The following is a 17,794-nucleotide window of genomic DNA, read 5'->3' as shown; positions in this document are numbered from 1 at the left end:
GTCGCAGTCACGCTCACAATCACCGGCCGAGCAGGGCCTTCAGCGTCCGCGCAGTCGCGCGGGGGAAGGCGGTGTTCCCGTTGTGCCCGCCCGGGAAGGCGACCGGTTCGGTGCCGAGCAGCGCGGCCAGGGCCAGCGCGCAGCGGTAGGTGTGCACCTCCGGGCGGGTGGTGCGGCCGGTGGCGGGGAGGACCCGGGTGCCGGAGCGCCGCGCGGCGGCGGCCAGCTCGGCCGGGCCGAGTCCGTCGGTGGTGACGGCGGTGAACTCGGTGCCGATGAAGAAGTCGAAGTTGGCCGCCCGGCGGGGTGTCATCGGCTGCGGGGTGAGGCCCTCCTCGGTGGTGTCGTGCCCGGGGTCGATGCCCAGGTGCCGGGTGATCGCGGGGAAGGCCGCCGCCGTGCCCCCGGCGGCGTGCGCCTCCTGGATGGCCCGGAGCTCCGCGACATGCTCGGCACGGTCCGCCGGGGGCAGCAGGTTCGGCATCACCGGCTCGTGCGCGATCAGGGTGCCGAGCACGCCCGGGTGACGGACCAGCACCTGGAGGCCGATCGCGGCGCCCATGCTGAATCCGGCCATCAGGGCCGGCCCGGGAGCCGTCCCGCCGGTGCCGTCCGTGCCCGTGATCCGGGCGGCCTCGGCGAGCAGCAGGGCGACGTCGTCGGCGTGGTCGGCCATGGTGACCGGCCGGGCGGGGTCGTCCAGCGTGCTGCGGGACAGGCCGCGGCGGTCGTAGGTGACGACGGTGAAGGTGTCCGTGAGGTGCGGGACGAGGTCGACGGTGCGGTCGGCGTCGCCCTCGCCGCTCTGCGAGAGCAGCAGGACGGGGCCGCTGCCCGCGAGCCGGAAGTGGAGGGTCGCGCCGGGGGCGGCGAGCGTGCCCTCGGTGGCGGAAGCGGCGGTGGCGGCCATGGCGGTGGGAGTCCCTTCGGTGGGTGGTGCCGGTGTCGGGCCGGCCCGGCCGACACTAGAGCATCGAGTTGGATGTATCAATAGAGATGCATCTATCTCGATGTATCACCTTCAATGCATCGAAGCCGATGTAGCCTGGCGGCCATGAACGGAGTCGAGCTGTTCCTCCTGGGCCGCACGCTGATGAAGGTCGGTGAGCAGGCCATGCCCGAACCGGCCACCGGCTCGCGCGGCTCGGTCCGATCGGTCCTGGTCACCCTGGGCGAGATCGTCGCCAGCCCGGGGACGACCGTCGGCGAGATCGCCGCCCGCACCGGCCTGCCGCAGAGTCAGGTCTCCACCGCCGTCGCGCGACTGGTGGAGGCGGGCTCGGTCCTGACCGAGCCCGACCCCGCCGACGGCCGCCGACGGCTCGTCCGGCCCGCCGCCGAACCCTCGGCCCGGGTCGCCGAGGTCCGGACCGCCACCGTCGACGACGCCCTCGCGGCCGCCCTCGCCGGACCCGACGGCACCGCCCCCGACCCGGACGTCCTGCACGCCGTCACGGAGGCCCTCGCCACCCTCGCCCGGCACCTCGCCCCCGGCCGCCCGGTCCCGCCGGCGGGGTGACACCGCCCGGCCCCCGCCCGGCTGTTCGCCCGGTCGTTCGTACGGCGTGGCTTTCGCTCCGGGCCGTCATCCCCTAGCGTGCCGCGCATGATCAGCAGTCACCCCGCCGGCCCGGACGGGCCGCGAAACGGACGTACCGCCCGTTCCTCCCACGCTGCCCGTTCCGGCCCGCTCGCCGCGCTGCTCGCCGCCGTGCTGGGCCTCGGCACCGTCGCACTGACGGCCCCGCACGCCGCCTCCGCCGCTCCCGGCGCCGCCCCGGCCGCGCCCGGAGCCGTCAGGGCCGCCGCCGCGCCCGGTGACGTCGTGGTCGACGAGCACTTCGACGGCCCCGCCCTGCCCGCCGGCTGGACGGCCGTCGAGGGGGCCTGGCGGATCGCGAACGGCCGCCTGGTCGGCACCTCCGCCGACTGGAACCAGCAGACCCGGATCACCTTCGGCCGCCACCTCACCGACTTCCGCCTCGAAGTGACCGCCCGCTTCGACAGCGTCGTCGACGCCGCCCGCTGGACCGCCCTCGGCCTGGACGTCCCGGCGAACGGCACCACCCCGTGGTCGATCGCCACCCTGCGCTCCGGCAGCACCGCCGCCAACGGCCTGGAGTTCGCCCGCCGCACCCCCGCCGACGCCTGGAACGTCACCGACACCGCCGTCGCACCCGCCGCGGCGGGCACCGGCCGGGACGTCCGGCTCGCCGTCGAGGTGCACGGCGGCGCGGCCCGCTGGATCTTCGACGGCCGCGAGGTCATGCGCACCACCCAGGTCGCCCGGAGCGCGGACGGCGGTCAGGCCCTGCTGGTCAACGGCGCCCAGGTCTCCTTCGACGACCTCAAGGTCACCGCGCTCGCCCCCGGCGCCTTCCTCCGGCAACCCGGCGCGCCGCTCACCGTCCTCGCCCACCGCGGCGCCTCCTCCGCCGCGCCCGAGAACACCCTGCTGTCCGACGAGGTCGCCCGGCGCGCGGGTGCGGACTGGATCGAGAACGACGTCCAGCCCAGCAAGGACGGCGTCCCCCACGTCCTGCACGACGACACGGTGGACCGCACCACCAACGGCACCGGCCGCGTCCGCGACCTGACGGCCGCCCAGCTGGCCGCGCTGGACGCCGGCGCCTGGTTCGCCCCGACCGCGGCCGGCGCCCGCGTGCCGACCCTGGCCGCCCAGCTCGACGACCTGCGCACCCGCGGCGGCAACCTGCTGCTGGAGATCAAGGGCCCGCACACCCGCGACGAGGTGGCCCGGATCGTCAAGGACATCCGCGACCGGGGCATGGCCGGCCGGGTCTTCGTCCAGAGCTTCGAGACCGACGCCCTGCGCCACACCCGCGAACTGGCCCCCGAACTGCCCCTCGGCCTGCTGCGCTCCTCCCTCGACGCCGACCCGGTCGCCGTCGCCCGCGACCTCGGCCTGAGCGCCTACAACCCCGCCGACACCGCCCTCGCCACCCGCCCCGACGTGGTGCCCGCCCTGCACGCGGCGGGCGTCGCGGTCAACGCCTGGACAGTCGACGCGCCCGCCCGCTGGAAGGCCCTCGACGCGGCAGGGGTGGACGGCATCATCACCAACCGCCCCGCCGAACTCTCCGGCTGGCTCACCGCCCGCCAGTAGCCGCCGCCCGTGCGGGACGCTCGGCCGGGACCCTCCGGCCGAGCGTCCGGCCGTGGGGTCGGCCCGACTCCCGGAATTCGTCGACCCGGTCGTGGAACCGGCCCGCGTCAGGCAATTCGGAAACTATCGGCCGTTCCCGGAAACCGAGAGAATGCCGGGTCGGGGGGTTCCGGTTCCACTTCCGGTATTCGCCGACAATTTCTGGGCGGAATCGGACCGTCCTCGATCCGGTTCCGGACATCGCGCAAAAAGGACCGGTGATTGCGGGAGGTCGACTGTTGTCATGGTCCGGCACGTCGGTTTCCAGGAGTACGCGTCGCACGAAGGAGTCCAGGATGTTCGGTAGGAACTACGCGCGCACGGCGGCCCTCGCCGTGGCGGCCGGTTCGGTTCTGTTCGCGGTCCCCGCGACCGCCGATGCGGCCGTCACCGGCTACACGCCGCAGACCGCCTGCGGGGCGAGCTACGTCGTGAAGGATTCCTTCGACCTGCCGGGTGGCACCTCGACGGTCTACCTGACCTACAGCAGCGCGACCGGCAAGAACTGCGTCGCCACCATCAAGAACTCCAAGGTCGGCACTCCGACGCTGACCGGCGCCTACCTGACCTTCGGCGACGGCAGCGGGAGGCAGGAGGAGTACCGGAGCCTCAGCTACTACGCCACGGCCTACCTCTACGCACCCGGGCAGTGCATCTACTACGGCGGCCGCGACTACAACTCCGGCACCTGGTGGGGCAAGGGCCCGGGCTGGTGCGGCAAGTGACGTCCGCACCGTAGCCCGCCCGCCGGGCCGGCCGCCGACCCGGTCGGCGGCGTTCCGGCGAGGCCGGTCCAGGCCCCCGCCGGAATGCTCCGGCGGGGGCCTTCGTCGGAGCACGCCATTTCGGGGGCGGGGCCGGAATGCCCGATCGCCCCGCTCCGGTGAAACGCGGTCCGCCGAGAACCCGGACGGAATCCACTTCACCGCCCCCACCGCCGCGACGAAGGTCGTCGCGGCGCTGGGGACGGTGGCCGTCGTGGCGTGAGTGATTGCTCGACAATCGAGCCAGGGCCTGGGTGATGTTGTGATCGATCTTCCGGTTCCGCATCATGACCAACCGCCCGGCCGGATTCTCCGGCCGGCTCACCGCCCGCCAGTAACCGCTGCGGCCGCCGGACGCTCGGCCGGGAGCCCCCGGCCGAGCGGCCTGCCGTGCGGTCGGCCCAACTCCCAAGTGGGGCCGTCGCTGTCCGCGACCGAAACCCACTGCCGACCCGCATCGACCCTGAGCCGGTAGCGTTCGCGCCGTGGACGGCCTGCGGCCTCGTAGGCGATGATCGCGGTCTCCACCGCGTCCAGAATCCTTCGGGGACCGGCCTGTCGGGCAATGCCGTGCCGCAGCTCCGCCCAGGCGCCGTCCGGCTGCCACATGTTCACTGCAGCGACCTCCCCGGCGGCGTCGTGGATGAAGCGAGTCATGGCCCGGGGTACGGCCAGGTTCAGAAGGAAGTGGATACCGTCGTCCAGGAGATCGGCGGGTTCCACGTAGCACGGGCGGGAACTGCAGTTGTCCGGCAGCGGCGGGGGAACAGGGGTCGTCCCGTTCTCCCCGATCCCGCGCACGGGCATGAAGAAGGCCGCATCCGGCAGGAACGCCCCGGCTGCCGTGCCGTCCTTCTGGACCACAAGGCGGACGACACCGCCGCCGACCGGGCAGACGATGATGCCCCCGGGAGTCATCTGCTCCAACCAGGCGGGCGGGATGCCGGTGAAGCCGCAGGTGGCGATCAACCGGTCGTACGGGCCCCCGTCGGGGTGACCCGCCCGCCCGTCCCCGGCAAGGACCGTGGGACGGTAGCCGGCCCGGGCGAGCCGCCGTTCGGCGGCACGGGCCAGCTCCGGATCGACCTCGATCGTCGTCACGTTCCCGTCGCCGACCCGGTGGCTCAGAAGCGCGGCATTGCACCCGGTGCCGGTGGCGACTTCGAGCACCCTGTTGCCGTCGGCCACGTCCAGGGCTTCGAGCATCAACGCCATGAGAGTGGGCAGCGTCGACGAACTGGTCGGGACTCCCGCCGCGTCGAACCGGGTCAGCAGGGAGTCGTCGGAGTAGACCGTGCTCAGCCGCCGGGGGTCCTCGGGCGTCAGGTGAACGGGGCCGTGCTGTGTGCCGACGGCGAAGGCCCGGACGAACGCCTCGCGCGGAACAGCGGCGAACGCCTCGTACCACTGGTCGGACTTGACGGCGCCGGTGCTCCGCAGACGGTCGGCCAGCTCGCGGCGAAGGCCGGCCGACGCGGTCGGGACAGGGTTCAACGCGGAACTCCTTCGAGTAGGTTCGCAAGAGCCGTGGCGATCGGTTCGCGGAGGTCGGGGACGAAGCCGAACTGGCCGTTGGGGTTGAGGTCCACGAAGAACCACACCCCGTCGTTGTCAACGAGGAAGTCCAGTGCCGCGTAGCGGAGTCCGAAGACTGCCATCAGCGACCGGACCCCGTCGGCGACGCCTTCGGGTACGTCACAGACCCTGTACGTCAGGCTGTCGTAGTCGGTCCGGAAGTCGATCCGGGACGTCTCCGACCCGGCGTGGATCTCCGCCGCGAACAGTTCGTCGCCGACCATCGTCAACCGCACTTCGTACGCCTTGTCGATCCACTCCTGGAACTGGTGAGCGGTGAACGACACCGCCGTCGTGATTTCGTCGGCGGTCACGCGGTTGGTCCAGAGGACAGTCCGATCATCGCTGGTTTGCGGCGGCATGGTGCTGCCCAGCGGCTTGTACGCCGCCAGCCCACGTGGGAGCCTGCGGATGAAACTCCGGGCCTGTTCCGGTTCGTTGGTGATCAGAGTCCTCGGAACGGCCAGTCCGGCACGGATCGCCCCGGCGAGTGCGAGCGGCTTGAGAGCCGCTCGCCGATTGGTGTGGGGATGGTTGACCCACACGCAGTCCAGGGAGTCGATCCGCACGACCGGGATTCCTCGCCGGTTCAGCTCGACGATCACCAGATCGGCCGTGGGGTCGAGATCGGCGGTCAGCACCAGGACGGTCACGGTTCAGGGCTCCTGTGGGGTCGGATCACTGGTCGACGGTCGGAACGGTGTCGTTGTCGTTCCACGTCTGGTGGTCGGTCGTCGTGACGTACGTTGTCTGGCCCGTCCCCTGCGTCGTCATCGACGGCGCGTGGACGAAGACCTTGTTGTCCGGGGTGACGCTGACCCGACGCTCCGGGCAGAGGGTCAGGGTGTGGAGGATCTCGTCCCTGACCGGGACGACCGGCACGGCCCTCGTGAGACCGAACGGCCTGGTGGCCCGGGCGGGCTTGACGGCTTCTACGGGCACAGTGACTCCTTGGATCTCGTGCGGGTGAACGGAGGGCCAGGCCAGTGGCGACAGGCTCCCTAGAACACTCGGTCTGTGCTCTAGGCCGTGTCTCGTAATTGATCTTGGCGGGGATCATTGCTCCTCGGCTCGCAGCCACAGGATCAGTGAGGCGAGGACGACGCCCGCTCGGTAGCGGTTGGCCAGTTTGTCGAACCTGGTTGCCACTGCCCGGAACTGCTTCAGCTTGGCGAAGCACCGCTCGACCACGTTCCGCCCCTTGTAGGCGGCCTTGTCGAAGGCTGGTGGGCGCCCGCCGCGGCTTGCGCGGCGGGCGCGACCGGCGATCTGGTCCCGTCGTTCGGGGATGGTCGCCTTGATCCGTCGGCGCCGCAGCAGGGCGCGGATCTTCCGGGAGGAGTACGCCTTGTCGGCCACGACCCGGTCGGGCCTGGTCCTCGGCCGCCCGGCCCCGACACGTGGAACGCTGATCGCGTCGAGGACGGCGGGCAGCATCGTGCAGTCGGCCGTGTTGCCCGTGCTCAGCACGATCGACAGCGGCAGGCCCCGGCCGTCGACCGCCAGGTGGATTTTGGTGGTCAGCCCGCCCCGGGACCGGCCGAGCGCCTCGCGGCGCGCAACTGCTGCCGGATCATCCGATTCGTCCTCGGGTTGATCCCCTTTTTGCGGGCCCCAGCCGCGTGCTGGTGGGCCCTCGCGGCGGTGGAATCGATCGAGATGGTCCACTCCACGGTCCCCACCGCGTCGTTGCGGACCTGGACTTCTCGCAGGAGCGCGGCCCACGTGCCGTCCTTCTCCCACTGGGCGAAGCGCCGGTAGACGGTCTGCCACGGGCCGTACCGTTCGGGCAGATCACGCCAGGGGGCACCCGTGCGCAGTCGCCACAGCACACCGTTCACCACCTGGCGGTGATCCCGCCAAGGACGCCCAGCGCCGTCCCGCTGCGGCAGCAACGGCTCTATGCGAGACCACGCAGCGTCCGTTATCTCTCCTCGACCCACCACAAGATCAATTATGAGACACGCCCTAGGACAGACGACAGGAAGGCAAGGAGTGCTGGTGTCATGAATGTCGGTGCACTAGTGTGCTCATGACTGCCCGTCACCTCGGCCGAGGAGTGGTACATGGCCGGCCCGAAGGCGTTCACCGCGATCGCAGACCACTATCGGCAGGCGATACTCACGGGCGATCTTGTGTCCGGCGAGAAGCTCCCGACCAACAGGGAGTTGTGTCAGCGCTGGAACGTCGCGGCGGCCACTGTCAGCAGGGCCCTCAACCAACTGGCTGTGGAAGGGCTGATCAGGACGAGCCCCCGGGGCACCTTCGTGGCGGACGACGCCACGGTGACCGCTGCCGGACCGGACCGCCTGTCCATGGTTCAGCGGCTCCGGAGCAGCCTGATGGAGGGCGAGACCAGTCGAGTGACGGCCGCCGAGCTGGTCGTTCCACCTCTGTACGTGCAGGACATCTTCAACCTCGACCCGGGTGACCAGCTTGTCAGGCGCGAGTTCATCGTGGGGCGGGGGAAGACCCGGACCATGCTGGTAGTGACCTGGCACCCGGCACACTTCGCCGCCCAGGTACCGGACTTGCTCTCCACGGCACCCGCCAAGAACGCGGGGCTCACGTCGAAAATTCTGGAAGCAACCGGTCGAAGCATCACCCATGCCCGGGACGACATGCACGCCCGGGAGTGCGATGCCCGTGAAGCGTCCGCCCTGGGTCTCCGCCTGGGGGCGCCGGTGCTGGGTGGGGTGCATCGTTGGTCGGACGACGAGGGGGTGATCGAGTTCGGCCTCTGGGTGGTGCCGACGCGAGTCACCATTGGTTACCAGTACGACGCCTGAACCCGACCGCCGGGGGCGGGGAGGCCCCACGCCGTCGGCCGGCCGACGGCGGATCGGCGCCCGTCGCAGGCGTCACGGCAGTCGTCATCTGACTCTCCATCAACAGTCGTGATCAATCGGCGGATCGACTTCAATCACCGGCCTCCGGCGGCTATCCTCGCCCTGCGGTGGATCACACCGGAGTCGGCCTGGGGCGCGGATCGCGTGGGGTGGGGGAGAAGTGGCGGACGAGGTGGAGTCCTTGGATTCCCTGGTGTTCTGGGTGACCGAGGACGAGGAGGAGGACGGCGACACGATGGGCGTCTTCCGGCGCGACCGTGAGGCCGTGCTGCGCCGGGTGCCGCTCGGGGCGCTGCGCTCGAACCTCGCGGAGACGGTGGACGCGCTGCAGACGCTGTTCGAGCAGATCGCCGACCGCGGCGGCCCGTTGCCGCTCAAGGAGGTCCAGCTGAGCTTCCAGGTCTCCGCCTCGGGCGGCGTCCAGCTGGTCGGCAGCTCCCAGGTCCAGGGCACCCGTGGGATCACCTTCGTCTTCGGCAACTAGCGGGACCGGATGGGCGGGTTCGCCGCACTTCTGATCGGTGCCAGCGACTACGAACGGGTGGGGTTCACCCCACTGCCCTTCGTCCCCCGGGACCTCGAACGCCTGGACGCGGCCCTGCGGGCACGCGGCTTCCGGGTCGAGCGGCCCGGGGCGGGCGAACGGATCAGCTGGAACTTCGTGAACGGCGAGGTCTCGCGGTTCCTGGAGAAGGCCCGGCGGGGCGAGACACTGCTGATCTGCCTGAGCGGACACGGCCTGCACGCCCAGGGCGTGGACTACCTGATACCGGAGGACCTGCACCGCTACCGGAAGCCGCTCTGGTCCGGCTGCGTCGCCATCGACTGGCGCAGCGAGGTCGAGAACACCCGCGCCGCACAGGTGCTGTTCCTCGTCGACGCCTGCCGGGAGGGCGTCGGTGGCGACACCATGGCCGGTGCGGTCGGCTGGGCGAGCGGGCGGGCCATGACCGTCAAGTCCCGGCGGATCGCCCACCTGTACGCCTGTTCGCCCGGTGGGTACGCGCACTTCGTCGCTGCGGGGAGCGGCTCGTTCAGCCTGTTCTCGCGCGCGGTCCTGGACGAGCTGCTCGCGTACGACGGTCCGCTCACCCTGGAGCAGCTGAGCGAGGCCGTCCAGAACCGGATCGAGGTGCTCCATACGGCGCACGGCAAGCCGGGCGCCGCCCAGGAGGTCCGCGTCCTCACCGATGCCGACCAGGCGGAGTTCCTGGTCGCGGGCCCGCTGTTGGAGCTCGCCCCCGTACAGGTCGACGACGAACCGCCGACGGCGGAGCAGCCGTTGGCCGCCCTCGACCTCCACGAACTCGTTGCCCGCGCCGTCCACCAGTTCCAGACCTCCGGGCGCACCGAGCTCCTGGCGGAGTACGCCGTGCTCGGGCCGACGACAGAACTGCTCGACCTCGCCGGCCGGTTGGAGGCCGCGGCGGTCACCGCGATGTGGGACGCGGCGGCCCGGCATCGCCCCGCCGCCCCGCTGCTGGAGCTGGTCGGGGCCATTTGCAAGGCCGGGCGCGGACGCGTCGCTCTGCTGCTGCTGGAGGCGGCGGCCGTCCGCCCGGCGCCCGAACTGCCGCTGCTGCTCACCGGGCTGGCCGGACTCGCCGGGCTGCTGAAGGAGACGGTCGACGCCCTGCGCTCGACCCTGCTCCGCGCTCTGGCGGCCCTGCCGGCCGACGCCTGGACGGCGTGCGTCGTGGAACTGCACCGGGCCGGACTCGCCGCCGAGGCGGCCCGGGTGTCCGACGAGCCGCGGCCGGTGGAGGACCTGCCGCCGCTGCTCGCCGCGCTGGAGGCGGAGGAACTGCCGACGGAGGTCCGGCGGTTGGTGCGGGCGACGGTGGCCCGGCTCGGGTCCCGGTCGGTGGACGGCTTCCTCCTGGTGCTGTCCCGGGCCGGGGCGGGCGAGGCCAGGGCGGCGGCGCTCGCGGCGATGGCGGAGTGGTCGGCGGAGGCGGTCGGTTCCTGGCTGCGGTCCACCGGGGGGCGGGGCGGCCTGGAGCGGGACGCGACGGCCGTCGTCCGGATCCTGCTGGCCGAGGGCCGAGATGTACGGAGCCTGCCTGGGCTGCTCCGCGAGGCCGGGATGTCGCGGTACCTCGACGTGTTCCACGAGGAGTGCGCCCGGCAGGAACCGCGGGCCCTGCGCCGCTTGCTGGACCACCTGTCGGACGGCGACGTCCACGAGAGCGACCGCCCGGGCGAGGACGCGGTCGCCGTCGTACGACTCGCGGCCGGCCTCATGGTGCCCAAGGAGGCGGGGGAGCTGGCCGTCCTGCTCTGCGGTCACGGACCGGACAACCTGCTCGCACCCTTCCTGCAAGTGCTGTGCGGGGCGCCGCCGGAGCGGGCGGCGCACTTCCTCGTCCGGGTCTGGGAACTCCCGACCGAGGGGCGGACGGACCGCGACCCGGTCGCGGCCGCCGTGTCGGCGCTGGGCGGCGGGTACCCGGCGGAGGGGGTGGGGGCGCTGCTCGCGGCGCTGGAGCAGCGGCGCCTGTCCGTCGTCGCGGCCCGGCTCCGGGACGCCCTGGTCCGCGACCGGTCGACGGTGGACCTGCTGACCGTGCTGGCGCGGACGCCGTCGGCGGCGCGCGATGTGCTCGTGGGCCGGATCCGCGCGCTGCGCCGGGATCCTGGCCGGCTCGCCGAGCTGCTGGACGCCTGCGGCGAGGAGCGGTTCGCGTCCCTGGGGGACCCGCTGGCGCGGGCCGTCGTCGCCGAGTACGGGCCTGCGGAGCTGACCGCTCTGCGCGCCGAACTGCGGGCCCGGAACGGGCAGGCGGGGGAGCGGCTGCTGCGCGACCGCCTCGGGCCCGACCCGAGCGCGGCGGTGCCGGTTCCCCTGCCGGCGCCGTCGACCGAGCCTGCTCCCGCCTCTCGGGAGCGGTCCGGGCCGGGGGACGCGGCGGCCCTCGTGCCTGTCCTCGGCAACGGGTCGGCCCCGTCGGAGCCCGTTCCCGCTTCCGAGCTCGTTCCCGTTCCCGCTCCCGAACTCGCCGTCCGCGTGCCATCGCCCGGTCGGCCGCCGGTCGACCCGGCCGTGGACCTGCCGCTGCCGCAGCTCCTGGACCTGCTGGCCGCACCGGCTCGGAGCGGGGGCCCGACGGCCGGCCCGTCCGCCGCCCAGGTCCGGGACGTCCTGCTCCGGGCGGCCCGGCTCCGCCCACCCGACGAGGTGGCCGAACTGGTCCTCGCCCTCGACGGCCCGGGGCCGGGCTTCGGGGCGGCGGTCGACCTCACCGAGCTGCTCGGCGCCGCCCTCGCCGCCGGTCCGGTGGAGCGAACCGGGGCCCTGATCGAGGCCCTGGGCCACCGGTACCCTGCGGCCCGGCCGCCGGGCGAGCGCTTGGTCGAGGCCGTCCGGGTGCATGCCGCCAGGCTGTTCGCGGCGGCCCGGGCAAGTGGTTCCGCACCTGGCACGTCGTACCTGTTGGGCGTCTTCCCGGCCGGTCCGCCCGTCGCGGTCGCGGAGTTCCGCGCCCTGCTCGCCGAACTCCGCCGGACCGGCAGCGCGCAGGAGGCCGCCACCCTGCTGGGGCGGCTGGGCCACTCCCAGCCGCCCCCGGTCGTCGTCGGCCTGCTGGAGGCCCTCCGGGACGACGAGGCGTTCGAGGTGCTGTGCCGGGCGGCGGCCGGGCGACCCGTCCGGGAGGTCGCCGAGGTGCTGGCCAACTTCCGGCTGGAGCGGCCGAGGAAGGGGCAGGCGATCCAGCGGTTCGTGGAGCACCTCGCGCGGTCGACGGCGCTGGACCGGTTCGCGGAACTGCTGGTGGAGCTGCTGGCCGGGCGGCAGGGCGTCTTCGCCGGTGCCCTGCTGGGGGCCGCTCGCTGGACCGGGTCCGAGGAGGAGATCGGCCGGCTGTTCACGGCGCTGGACGCGAGGGGCGAGGAGGTGCGCGGCGTCGCGATGGACACGCTGGCCCCGGAGCTGTCGGCCCCGCAGGCCGACGGCATCCTCGCCCACCTGCGCCGTCACGGCGCCGAGCAGGTCGGGCTGCCCGTGCTCCGGGTGCACGCGCGGAGGTCCGACATCGCCGCTTTCTGGGCAGAGCTGAACGAGCGCGGCTGGTTCCGGTACGCGGCCGTCCTGGTCGACGAGGCCCCGCCGGACGCGCCCGTCGTGGCCTGGTACCGGCAGTTGCACCGGACCGCCCCCGAGCTCCACCGCGCCCACCTGCTGTGGGCGGCCGGGGCGGACGGCCCGGTCGGGGAACTCGCCGACCGCGCCGCCCGGGGCGGGCCGACCAGGGCGGCCCTGGCCGCGGCGGTCCTGTACCGGGAGCCCGAGGACGTGGTCGCTCTGCTGGCTGCGCTGGCGGACCTGCCGCTGCTGCCGACGCGGCGCGGCACGGCGTTCCGGCCCGTGGCGGCGGACCGGCGGGCCGAACTGTGGCAGATCCTCGCGGCAGCCCGGCCCCCGGCGGAACTCGCCCTGGTCCTCCGGGCCCTGCGGGCGAACGGGCGGCTGTCGGAGGCGGAGCGGATCGTCGACCACCTCCTCGCCGACGAGCACTCCGACCGGGTCGCCGCGCTGCTGGAGGCCCCGCTACCGGTCGACGGACCGACGGACCGGGGCCCTGCCGGGCACTCGAACGAAATGGCGGAGCTGCTGGCCGGTCGGGTGCTGGCGGGCGGCTCGGTGGCCGGGGTGATCGGGGGCCTGCTGCGGATCGGCCGGTCGGGGAGCGCGAAGATGCTGGCCACCGCGTTCTCCTCCCGGGGCAGGAGCGGCGCGGAGATCGCCCGGGCGGTGGTGAGCCTGGTCGAGGCCGACCTGCCGGCGGAGCTCAGCCGTGCGATGACGGTGAGCGTGTGCCGCTACCGGCCTCCTGAGGACATCGCCGAGTTCCTCCAGTACCTGGACCCGGTCGACCACGGAACGGCGCTCCAGGAGGCGATCACGACGGCGTCCTCGCGCCGTTCGGACGAGGTGGCCGAGCTCAGGCGGCAGCTGGAGCAGCAGGGTTACCGGGAGCTGGCGGCCCGGCTGCCGGGGCCGGAGGAGCCGCGCACCCCTGGGACGTGGTGGCGGCCCCACCGCAGACACTGAGACCGGTTGCGTCGAACGGCGGGAGGGGTGTGCCGGGCCGGCCCCCACGACCGGCCCGGCACACCTCCTCGGCCACTGCCGAACGCCGCCGCCCGGATCAGCCGTTCTCGGACGCCGTGTCGGCGTCGGCCGCCGCGACGGCGCTCTCGGCGGCGTCCAGCTTCTGCTGCAGGTCCGCAGGCGGAGCGCTGTCGGCCGTGCCGGGGGAGGCCGGTCCGTGGGTGACCACGGGGCCGCAACCGGTGAGCAGCGCCGCTCCGGTCAGCAGGACGACCGCGAGCGCTGCTCCGGCGGGTCGGCGGGTCACTTGCCGGTGCCCTTGCCGTGGGCGGCGCACCAGGTCGCCACGGACTTGAGGCCGTTCTGCCGGGACTTCAGGGTGCCGACCAGGGCCTTGCGGGCGGTCAGCCGGCCGTTGAGGTAGGTCTCGACCTCGGTGTGACCGGCGGCCTTGGCGTTCGCGACCCGCTGCTCCAGCCGGGCGACGGAGCCGGCCACCGTGGCGTTCCCGTTGAGCCGGTTCAGCGCATTGGTGAGATGGCCGTCGGTGCTCGGCAGGCGCTTGCAGATGCTCTTGGCCCCGTCACCGGTGGGTGTCGGCAGGGCGGTCGGCGAGGTGGCGGCGGCCGGTCCGGAGCTCGGGGCGGCCGGGGCCGCCTGGGCGGCGGGCGCGACGGCCAGCAGCGCGCCGGCCAGAGCGAGGGCACCGAGCGCGCCGGACCGGCGACCGGAGGGAAGGCGGTTGACTGCGGGCATGTGACGTCCTCTCCTCGACCCGAAGCCGGACCCTGACGGCCCGGTGCGGTCGAGTCGGACGGTAGGACGCCTTCTTGTGGAATCCCTGTGGAACGGCGGGCCCGGGGCCGCTCGCACCCCGGGCCCGCGCAGCGCCCCCGCGCCCCCGGCCCGCTCAGCGCCCCGGACCGGTGAGCCAGTCCCGGCGGGCCGGGAGTTCGAGGGTCGGGGCGTCCGGCCGGGGGAGCGGGAGGGTGACCTCGGCCCGGCAGCCGGTGCCGTCGGGCGGCGCGGCGAGGGCGACGGTGCCCCGGTGCAGCGCGGCCTGCTGGGCGACCAGGGTGAGCCCGAGCCCCGAACCGGGGCTGTCCCGGCGGCGGTGGAAGCGCTGGAACACCGCCGCCCGGTCCTCCGGCGGGACCCCGGGGCCGCTGTCGTCCACGGTGAGCCGGGCCTGCGAGCCCTCGGCGGTGAGCCGGACGGTGACGCGGGCCGGGTCGGTGACGCGGGCCGGGTCGCCGTCGGCGCGGCCGTGCACGGCGGCGTTGCCGAGGAGGTTGGCGAGCATGATCCGCAGCCCGGCCTCCCAGCCGAACAGCCGCAGTTCGGCCGGGGCGTGCACGGCGAACACCGTGCCGGGGTGGCGGCGGCGGGCCTCCTCGGCGGCCGCGTCGACGAGTTCGGCGAGGTCGAGCGGCTGGAACGCGTCCAACTGGACCAGGTCGCCCCGGGCCAGGGCGCTGAGCGCGGTGAGCAGGTCGAGCAGCCGGGCGTGGTCCTGCCGCAGCTCCGCCACGACCTCGTCCCGGTCGGCGGCGGGCAGGTCCGGGTGGGCGGCCAGGACGTCGAGATTGGTGCGCAGGCTCATCAGCGGGGTGCGCAGCTCGTGCGAGGCGTCGGCGGAGAACGCCCGGGCGGTGTCCAGCGCCTGGGCGGTCCGCCGGGCCTGCTCGTCGTAGCGGGTGAGGAGCAGGACGAGGGCCGAGGACAGCTCGTCGACCTCGGCGGTACCGGTCCGCTCGGACACGAACCCGTGACCGCCCGAGGAGCCGTGACCACCGGGAGAGTCCGGCCCGGCGGACGCCGCCGGGTCCAGCCCGGCGGCACGGCGGCTGAGCCTGCGCAGCGGGGCGGTGGCCCGCTCGGCGAGCGCGAAGGCGAGCAGCGCGGACACCGGGGCCGACACCAGGGCGACGAGCAGGACGCGCCGTCGCACCGCGGCCGCCTGCCGGTCCGCCGGCCCGGTGGGGGCGATCACCTGCAGCAGGCCGGAGCCGCCGCCCCTCCCGTTCCCGTTCCCGTTCCCGCCGACCGCCCTGGTGAGGACCCGCCAGGAGCTGCCGCGGTCCCGGACCGTGACCGGTCCGCCGCCCGGCTCGCCCGCGAGGGCACCCGGCCCGTCCGGTTGCGGGCCGACGGACAGCAGGACGCCGCCGTCCGTGCCGATCACCCGCACGCCCAGGTCCAGGGCGGTGTCCACCACCTTGCGCTGCTGGTTCTGTTCCACCTTCGGCCGGCCCTTGCTGTCGGCGGCCACCAGCGCCCGGACGCTCGGCAGCAGCGCGGACGCGCGCTCGTCGAGCCGGGCGTCCTGCTGGTGCCGCAGGTCCCGGCCGACCAGCGGCAGCAGCAGCAGGCCGGCGAGCACCACCAGCAGCGGCACCACGGCCGCCGCCCAGAGCGCGATCCGGGTGGAGAGCCTCACCGCGGGGCCTGCCGCGACCCGTCGGGTGTGCGGTCGGGTGTGCGCAGTACGAAGCCGACGCCCCGGACGGTGTGGATCAGCCGGGGCCGCCCGCCGGCCTCGGTCTTGCGCCGCAGGTAGCTGACGAAGGTGTCGACGGCGTCGCTGCGCACCTCCACGTCGTAGCCCCAGACGCGTTCCAGCAGCAGCTCGCGCGAGAGCACCAGGCCGGCGTTCCGGGCCAGGTGCGTGAGCAGTTCGAACTCCCGCCGGGTGAGGGAGAGTTCCTCGCCGTCCAGATGGGCCTGGCGGGTGCCGGGGTCGAGGCTGAGCGGTCCGGCGAGCACCCGGTCGTCCGGCTGCGGCGGCCGGCGGCGGAGCAGGGCCCGCAGCCGCAGCACGAGTTCCTCCAGGGCGAACGGCTTGACCAGGTAGTCGTCGGCGCCCGCCTGGAGCCCGGCGACCCGGTCGGCGGCCTCGTCGAGGGCGGACAGCATCAGCACCGGGAGGTCGTCGCCCCGGGCGCGCAGGCGGCGGCAGACCTCGACGCCGTCGAGGCCGGGCATCGACACATCGAGCACCAGCACGTCCGGCGGTTCGGTGGTCATCCGGGCCAGCGCCGCCCGGCCGTCCTCGGCGAGGGCCACCGAGAAGCCGCTCAACCGCAGCCCGCGCTCCAGCCCGCGGCGGATCGCCGCGTCGTCGTCGACGACCAGGACCCGCCCGCCGGCCCCCGTCGCGTCACGGCTCCCCGTCGCGTCCCGACCACCTGCCGCGTCCCGGCTCCCCGCCGCGTCCCCGGTCCCACTCACCCGCATCGGCGCCTCCTCCGTCCGGCCGCCGACCCTCTCACACCGGGGCGCCGGACCGCCTCCGGGGGTGTCCCGGCCCGGCCGCGCCACGGTGCGCGGGAGCCGCGCCCGGCAGTGCCGGGCCGATCTGGAAGAGTGCGGGGCATGAGACTCCGCTGTGCCGTACTCGACGACTTCCAGGGCGTCGCCACCACGATCGCCGACTGGTCCCCGGTGGCCGACCGGGTCGAGGTCGTGCCGTTCCGCGAGCATCCGGCCTCGGTGGCGGAACTCGTCGCGGCGGTCGCCGATTTCGACATCGTGGTGACGCTGCGGGAGCGGATCGCCTTTCCGGCGGAGGTGTTCGAGCGGCTTCCCCGGCTGCGGCTGCTGGTCGCCTCGGGGATGCGGAACTCGGTGATCGACCACGCGGCGGCCCGCGCCCACGGGGTCACCGTGTGCGGGACTGCGAGTTCGTCGACGCCGCCGGTGGAGCTGACCTGGGCGCTGCTGCTCGGGCTGGCCCGGGGGCTGGTCGAGGAGAGCACGGCGCTGCGGAGCGGCGGGCCGTGGCAGAGCACGGTGGGCGCGGATCTGGCGGGGCGCCGGCTGGGTCTGCTGGGACTGGGGAAGATCGGTGCCCGGGTCGCCCGGGTGGGGCTCGCCTTCGACATGGACGTGGTGGCCTGGAGCAGCAACCTCACCGCGGAGCGGGCGGCCGAGGTGGGCGTGCGCCGGGCCGGGTCGAAGGAGGAACTGCTGCGGGAGAGCGACTTCGTCTCCGTGCACCTCGCGCTCGGCGCGCGCACCCGGGGGCTCCTCGGCGCGCCCGAACTCGCGCTGATGCGGCCGGACGCGTACCTGGTCAACACCTCCCGGGCAGCGATCGTCGACCAGGAGGCACTGCTCGCGGCGCTGTCGGCGGGGCGGATCGCGGGGGCGGCGGTGGACGTGTTCGACCAGGAGCCGCTGCCGGCGGACCACCCGATGCGGACGGCGCCCCGGCTGCTGGCCACCCCGCACCTGGGGTACGTGTCGCGGGACAACTACCGGCGCTACTACGGCGAGGCGGTGGAGGACATCGCGGCCTTCCTGGCCGGGGCGCCGGTCAGGGTCCTGGGCGACTGACGGCCCGGCCCGCCCGAGCGACCGGCGGCCCGGCCCACAAGAGCGACCG

General features: G+C 73.9%; 16 protein-coding genes. 7 read left to right on the top strand and 9 right to left on the bottom strand.

Annotated elements, in window-relative coordinates; translation table 11 throughout:
- Positions 1-19: 19 nt before the first annotated feature.
- Complete coding sequence (locus OG715_RS05005; protein WP_266277017.1) at positions 20-910, bottom strand: alpha/beta fold hydrolase; 891 nt, start codon at positions 908-910, stop codon at positions 20-22.
- 144 nt (positions 911-1,054) lie between these two features.
- Here OG715_RS05005 and OG715_RS05000 point away from each other — a divergent pair, with 144 nt between their 5' ends.
- From OG715_RS05000 to OG715_RS04990, 3 genes are all read left to right on the top strand, one after another.
- Entirely contained in the window at positions 1,055-1,519 is a 465-nt protein-coding gene (locus OG715_RS05000; protein WP_266277019.1) for a MarR family transcriptional regulator, read from the top strand.
- Positions 1,520-1,606: 87 nt separating this feature from the next.
- Complete coding sequence (locus tag OG715_RS04995; protein WP_266277021.1) at positions 1,607-3,127, top strand: glycerophosphodiester phosphodiesterase; 1,521 nt, start codon at positions 1,607-1,609, stop codon at positions 3,125-3,127.
- Positions 3,128-3,462: 335 nt separating this feature from the next.
- Entirely contained in the window at positions 3,463-3,891 is a 429-nt protein-coding gene (locus tag OG715_RS04990) for a spore-associated protein A (RefSeq protein ID WP_266277023.1), read from the top strand.
- 360 nt (positions 3,892-4,251) lie between these two features.
- On the opposite strand, the gene OG715_RS04985 is transcribed toward OG715_RS04990, so the two are convergent.
- The 4 genes from OG715_RS04985 to OG715_RS04970 all read right to left on the bottom strand — a co-directional run bounded on the left by OG715_RS04985 (position 4,252) and on the right by OG715_RS04970 (position 7,448).
- Entirely contained in the window at positions 4,252-5,424 is a 1,173-nt protein-coding gene (locus tag OG715_RS04985; RefSeq protein WP_266277025.1) for a methyltransferase domain-containing protein, read from the bottom strand.
- Positions 5,421-6,158 carry a hypothetical protein gene (locus OG715_RS04980; RefSeq protein ID WP_266277027.1) on the bottom strand — a complete coding sequence of 246 codons (738 nt, stop codon included), beginning with the start codon at positions 6,156-6,158 and terminating at the stop codon, positions 5,421-5,423. Before OG715_RS04980 ends, OG715_RS04985 begins: the two co-directional genes overlap by 4 nt.
- Positions 6,159-6,183: 25 nt before the next feature.
- Positions 6,184-6,447 (bottom strand): putative ATP-grasp-modified RiPP, encoded by a 264-nt coding sequence (gene tgmA, locus OG715_RS04975; RefSeq protein WP_266277029.1) that lies wholly within the window; start codon positions 6,445-6,447, stop codon positions 6,184-6,186.
- A 114-nt stretch (positions 6,448-6,561) separates the two neighbouring features.
- Positions 6,562-7,448 (bottom strand): IS5 family transposase gene (locus OG715_RS04970; protein WP_407660941.1). Its coding sequence is split into 2 segments (ribosomal slippage): positions 6,562-7,094 and positions 7,094-7,448, totalling 888 coding nucleotides; the frame shifts between segments, so codons are not numbered across the junction.
- Positions 7,449-7,571: 123 nt separating this feature from the next.
- On the opposite strand from OG715_RS04970, the gene OG715_RS04965 reads away from it, so the two are divergent.
- The 3 genes from OG715_RS04965 to OG715_RS04955 all read left to right on the top strand — a co-directional run bounded on the left by OG715_RS04965 (position 7,572) and on the right by OG715_RS04955 (position 13,407).
- On the top strand, positions 7,572-8,294 hold the full coding sequence (locus tag OG715_RS04965; protein ID WP_266277031.1) for a GntR family transcriptional regulator: 723 nt from the start codon (positions 7,572-7,574) through the stop codon (positions 8,292-8,294).
- Positions 8,295-8,514: 220 nt separating this feature from the next.
- Positions 8,515-8,838, top strand: coding sequence for a Pepco domain-containing protein (locus tag OG715_RS04960; RefSeq protein ID WP_030396540.1), 324 nt, complete (start codon positions 8,515-8,517; stop codon positions 8,836-8,838).
- 9 nt (positions 8,839-8,847) lie between these two features.
- Entirely contained in the window at positions 8,848-13,407 is a 4,560-nt protein-coding gene (locus OG715_RS04955; protein WP_266277032.1) for a caspase family protein, read from the top strand.
- Positions 13,408-13,504: 97 nt separating this feature from the next.
- Here OG715_RS04955 and OG715_RS04950 read toward each other — a convergent pair whose 3' ends face one another.
- The 4 genes from OG715_RS04950 to OG715_RS04935 all read right to left on the bottom strand — a co-directional run bounded on the left by OG715_RS04950 (position 13,505) and on the right by OG715_RS04935 (position 16,644).
- Complete coding sequence (locus tag OG715_RS04950; protein WP_266277034.1) at positions 13,505-13,714, bottom strand: hypothetical protein; 210 nt, start codon at positions 13,712-13,714, stop codon at positions 13,505-13,507.
- Positions 13,711-14,163 carry a hypothetical protein gene (locus OG715_RS04945; protein ID WP_266277036.1) on the bottom strand — a complete coding sequence of 151 codons (453 nt, stop codon included), beginning with the start codon at positions 14,161-14,163 and terminating at the stop codon, positions 13,711-13,713. The genes OG715_RS04950 and OG715_RS04945 overlap by 4 nt, the downstream gene beginning before the upstream one ends.
- A gap of 154 nt (positions 14,164-14,317) precedes the next feature.
- Positions 14,318-15,847, bottom strand: a complete 1,530-nt coding sequence (locus OG715_RS04940) for a sensor histidine kinase (protein ID WP_266277038.1) — start codon at positions 15,845-15,847, stop codon at positions 14,318-14,320.
- Positions 15,844-16,644 (bottom strand): response regulator transcription factor, encoded by an 801-nt coding sequence (locus OG715_RS04935; RefSeq protein ID WP_266277040.1) that lies wholly within the window; start codon positions 16,642-16,644, stop codon positions 15,844-15,846. Before OG715_RS04935 ends, OG715_RS04940 begins: the two co-directional genes overlap by 4 nt.
- A gap of 138 nt (positions 16,645-16,782) precedes the next feature.
- On the opposite strand from OG715_RS04935, the gene OG715_RS04930 reads away from it, so the two are divergent.
- Positions 16,783-17,745: a D-2-hydroxyacid dehydrogenase family protein gene (locus OG715_RS04930; RefSeq protein ID WP_266277042.1), complete on the top strand. Its 963-nt coding sequence runs from the start codon at positions 16,783-16,785 to the stop codon at positions 17,743-17,745.
- Positions 17,746-17,794 lie beyond the last annotated feature (49 nt).

It is taken from the genome of Kitasatospora purpeofusca, from assembly GCF_036010405.1.
Lineage (GTDB): Bacteria > Actinomycetota > Actinomycetes > Streptomycetales > Streptomycetaceae > Kitasatospora > Kitasatospora purpeofusca.
The sequence above is the reverse complement of the archived record's forward strand: the minus strand, read 5'-3'. Positions and strand labels throughout refer to the sequence as shown.

What these genes read in the sequence shown, in the direction of transcription:
- OG715_RS04995 (WP_266277021.1), top strand. Translation starts at nt 1,607, where the DNA reads ATGATCAGCAGTCACCCCGCCGGCCCGGACGGGCCGCGAAACGGACGT.
- OG715_RS04990 (WP_266277023.1), top strand. Translation starts at nt 3,463, where the DNA reads ATGTTCGGTAGGAACTACGCGCGCACGGCGGCCCTCGCCGTGGCGGCC.
- OG715_RS04930 (WP_266277042.1), top strand. Translation starts at nt 16,783, where the DNA reads ATGAGACTCCGCTGTGCCGTACTCGACGACTTCCAGGGCGTCGCCACC.
- OG715_RS04965 (WP_266277031.1), top strand. Translation starts at nt 7,572, where the DNA reads ATGGCCGGCCCGAAGGCGTTCACCGCGATCGCAGACCACTATCGGCAG.
- OG715_RS04955 (WP_266277032.1), top strand. Translation starts at nt 8,848, where the DNA reads ATGGGCGGGTTCGCCGCACTTCTGATCGGTGCCAGCGACTACGAACGG.
- OG715_RS05005 (WP_266277017.1), bottom strand. Translation starts at nt 910, where the DNA reads ATGGCCGCCACCGCCGCTTCCGCCACCGAGGGCACGCTCGCCGCCCCC.
- OG715_RS05000 (WP_266277019.1), top strand. Translation starts at nt 1,055, where the DNA reads ATGAACGGAGTCGAGCTGTTCCTCCTGGGCCGCACGCTGATGAAGGTC.
- OG715_RS04935 (WP_266277040.1), bottom strand. Translation starts at nt 16,644, where the DNA reads ATGCGGGTGAGTGGGACCGGGGACGCGGCGGGGAGCCGGGACGCGGCA.
- OG715_RS04945 (WP_266277036.1), bottom strand. Translation starts at nt 14,163, where the DNA reads ATGCCCGCAGTCAACCGCCTTCCCTCCGGTCGCCGGTCCGGCGCGCTC.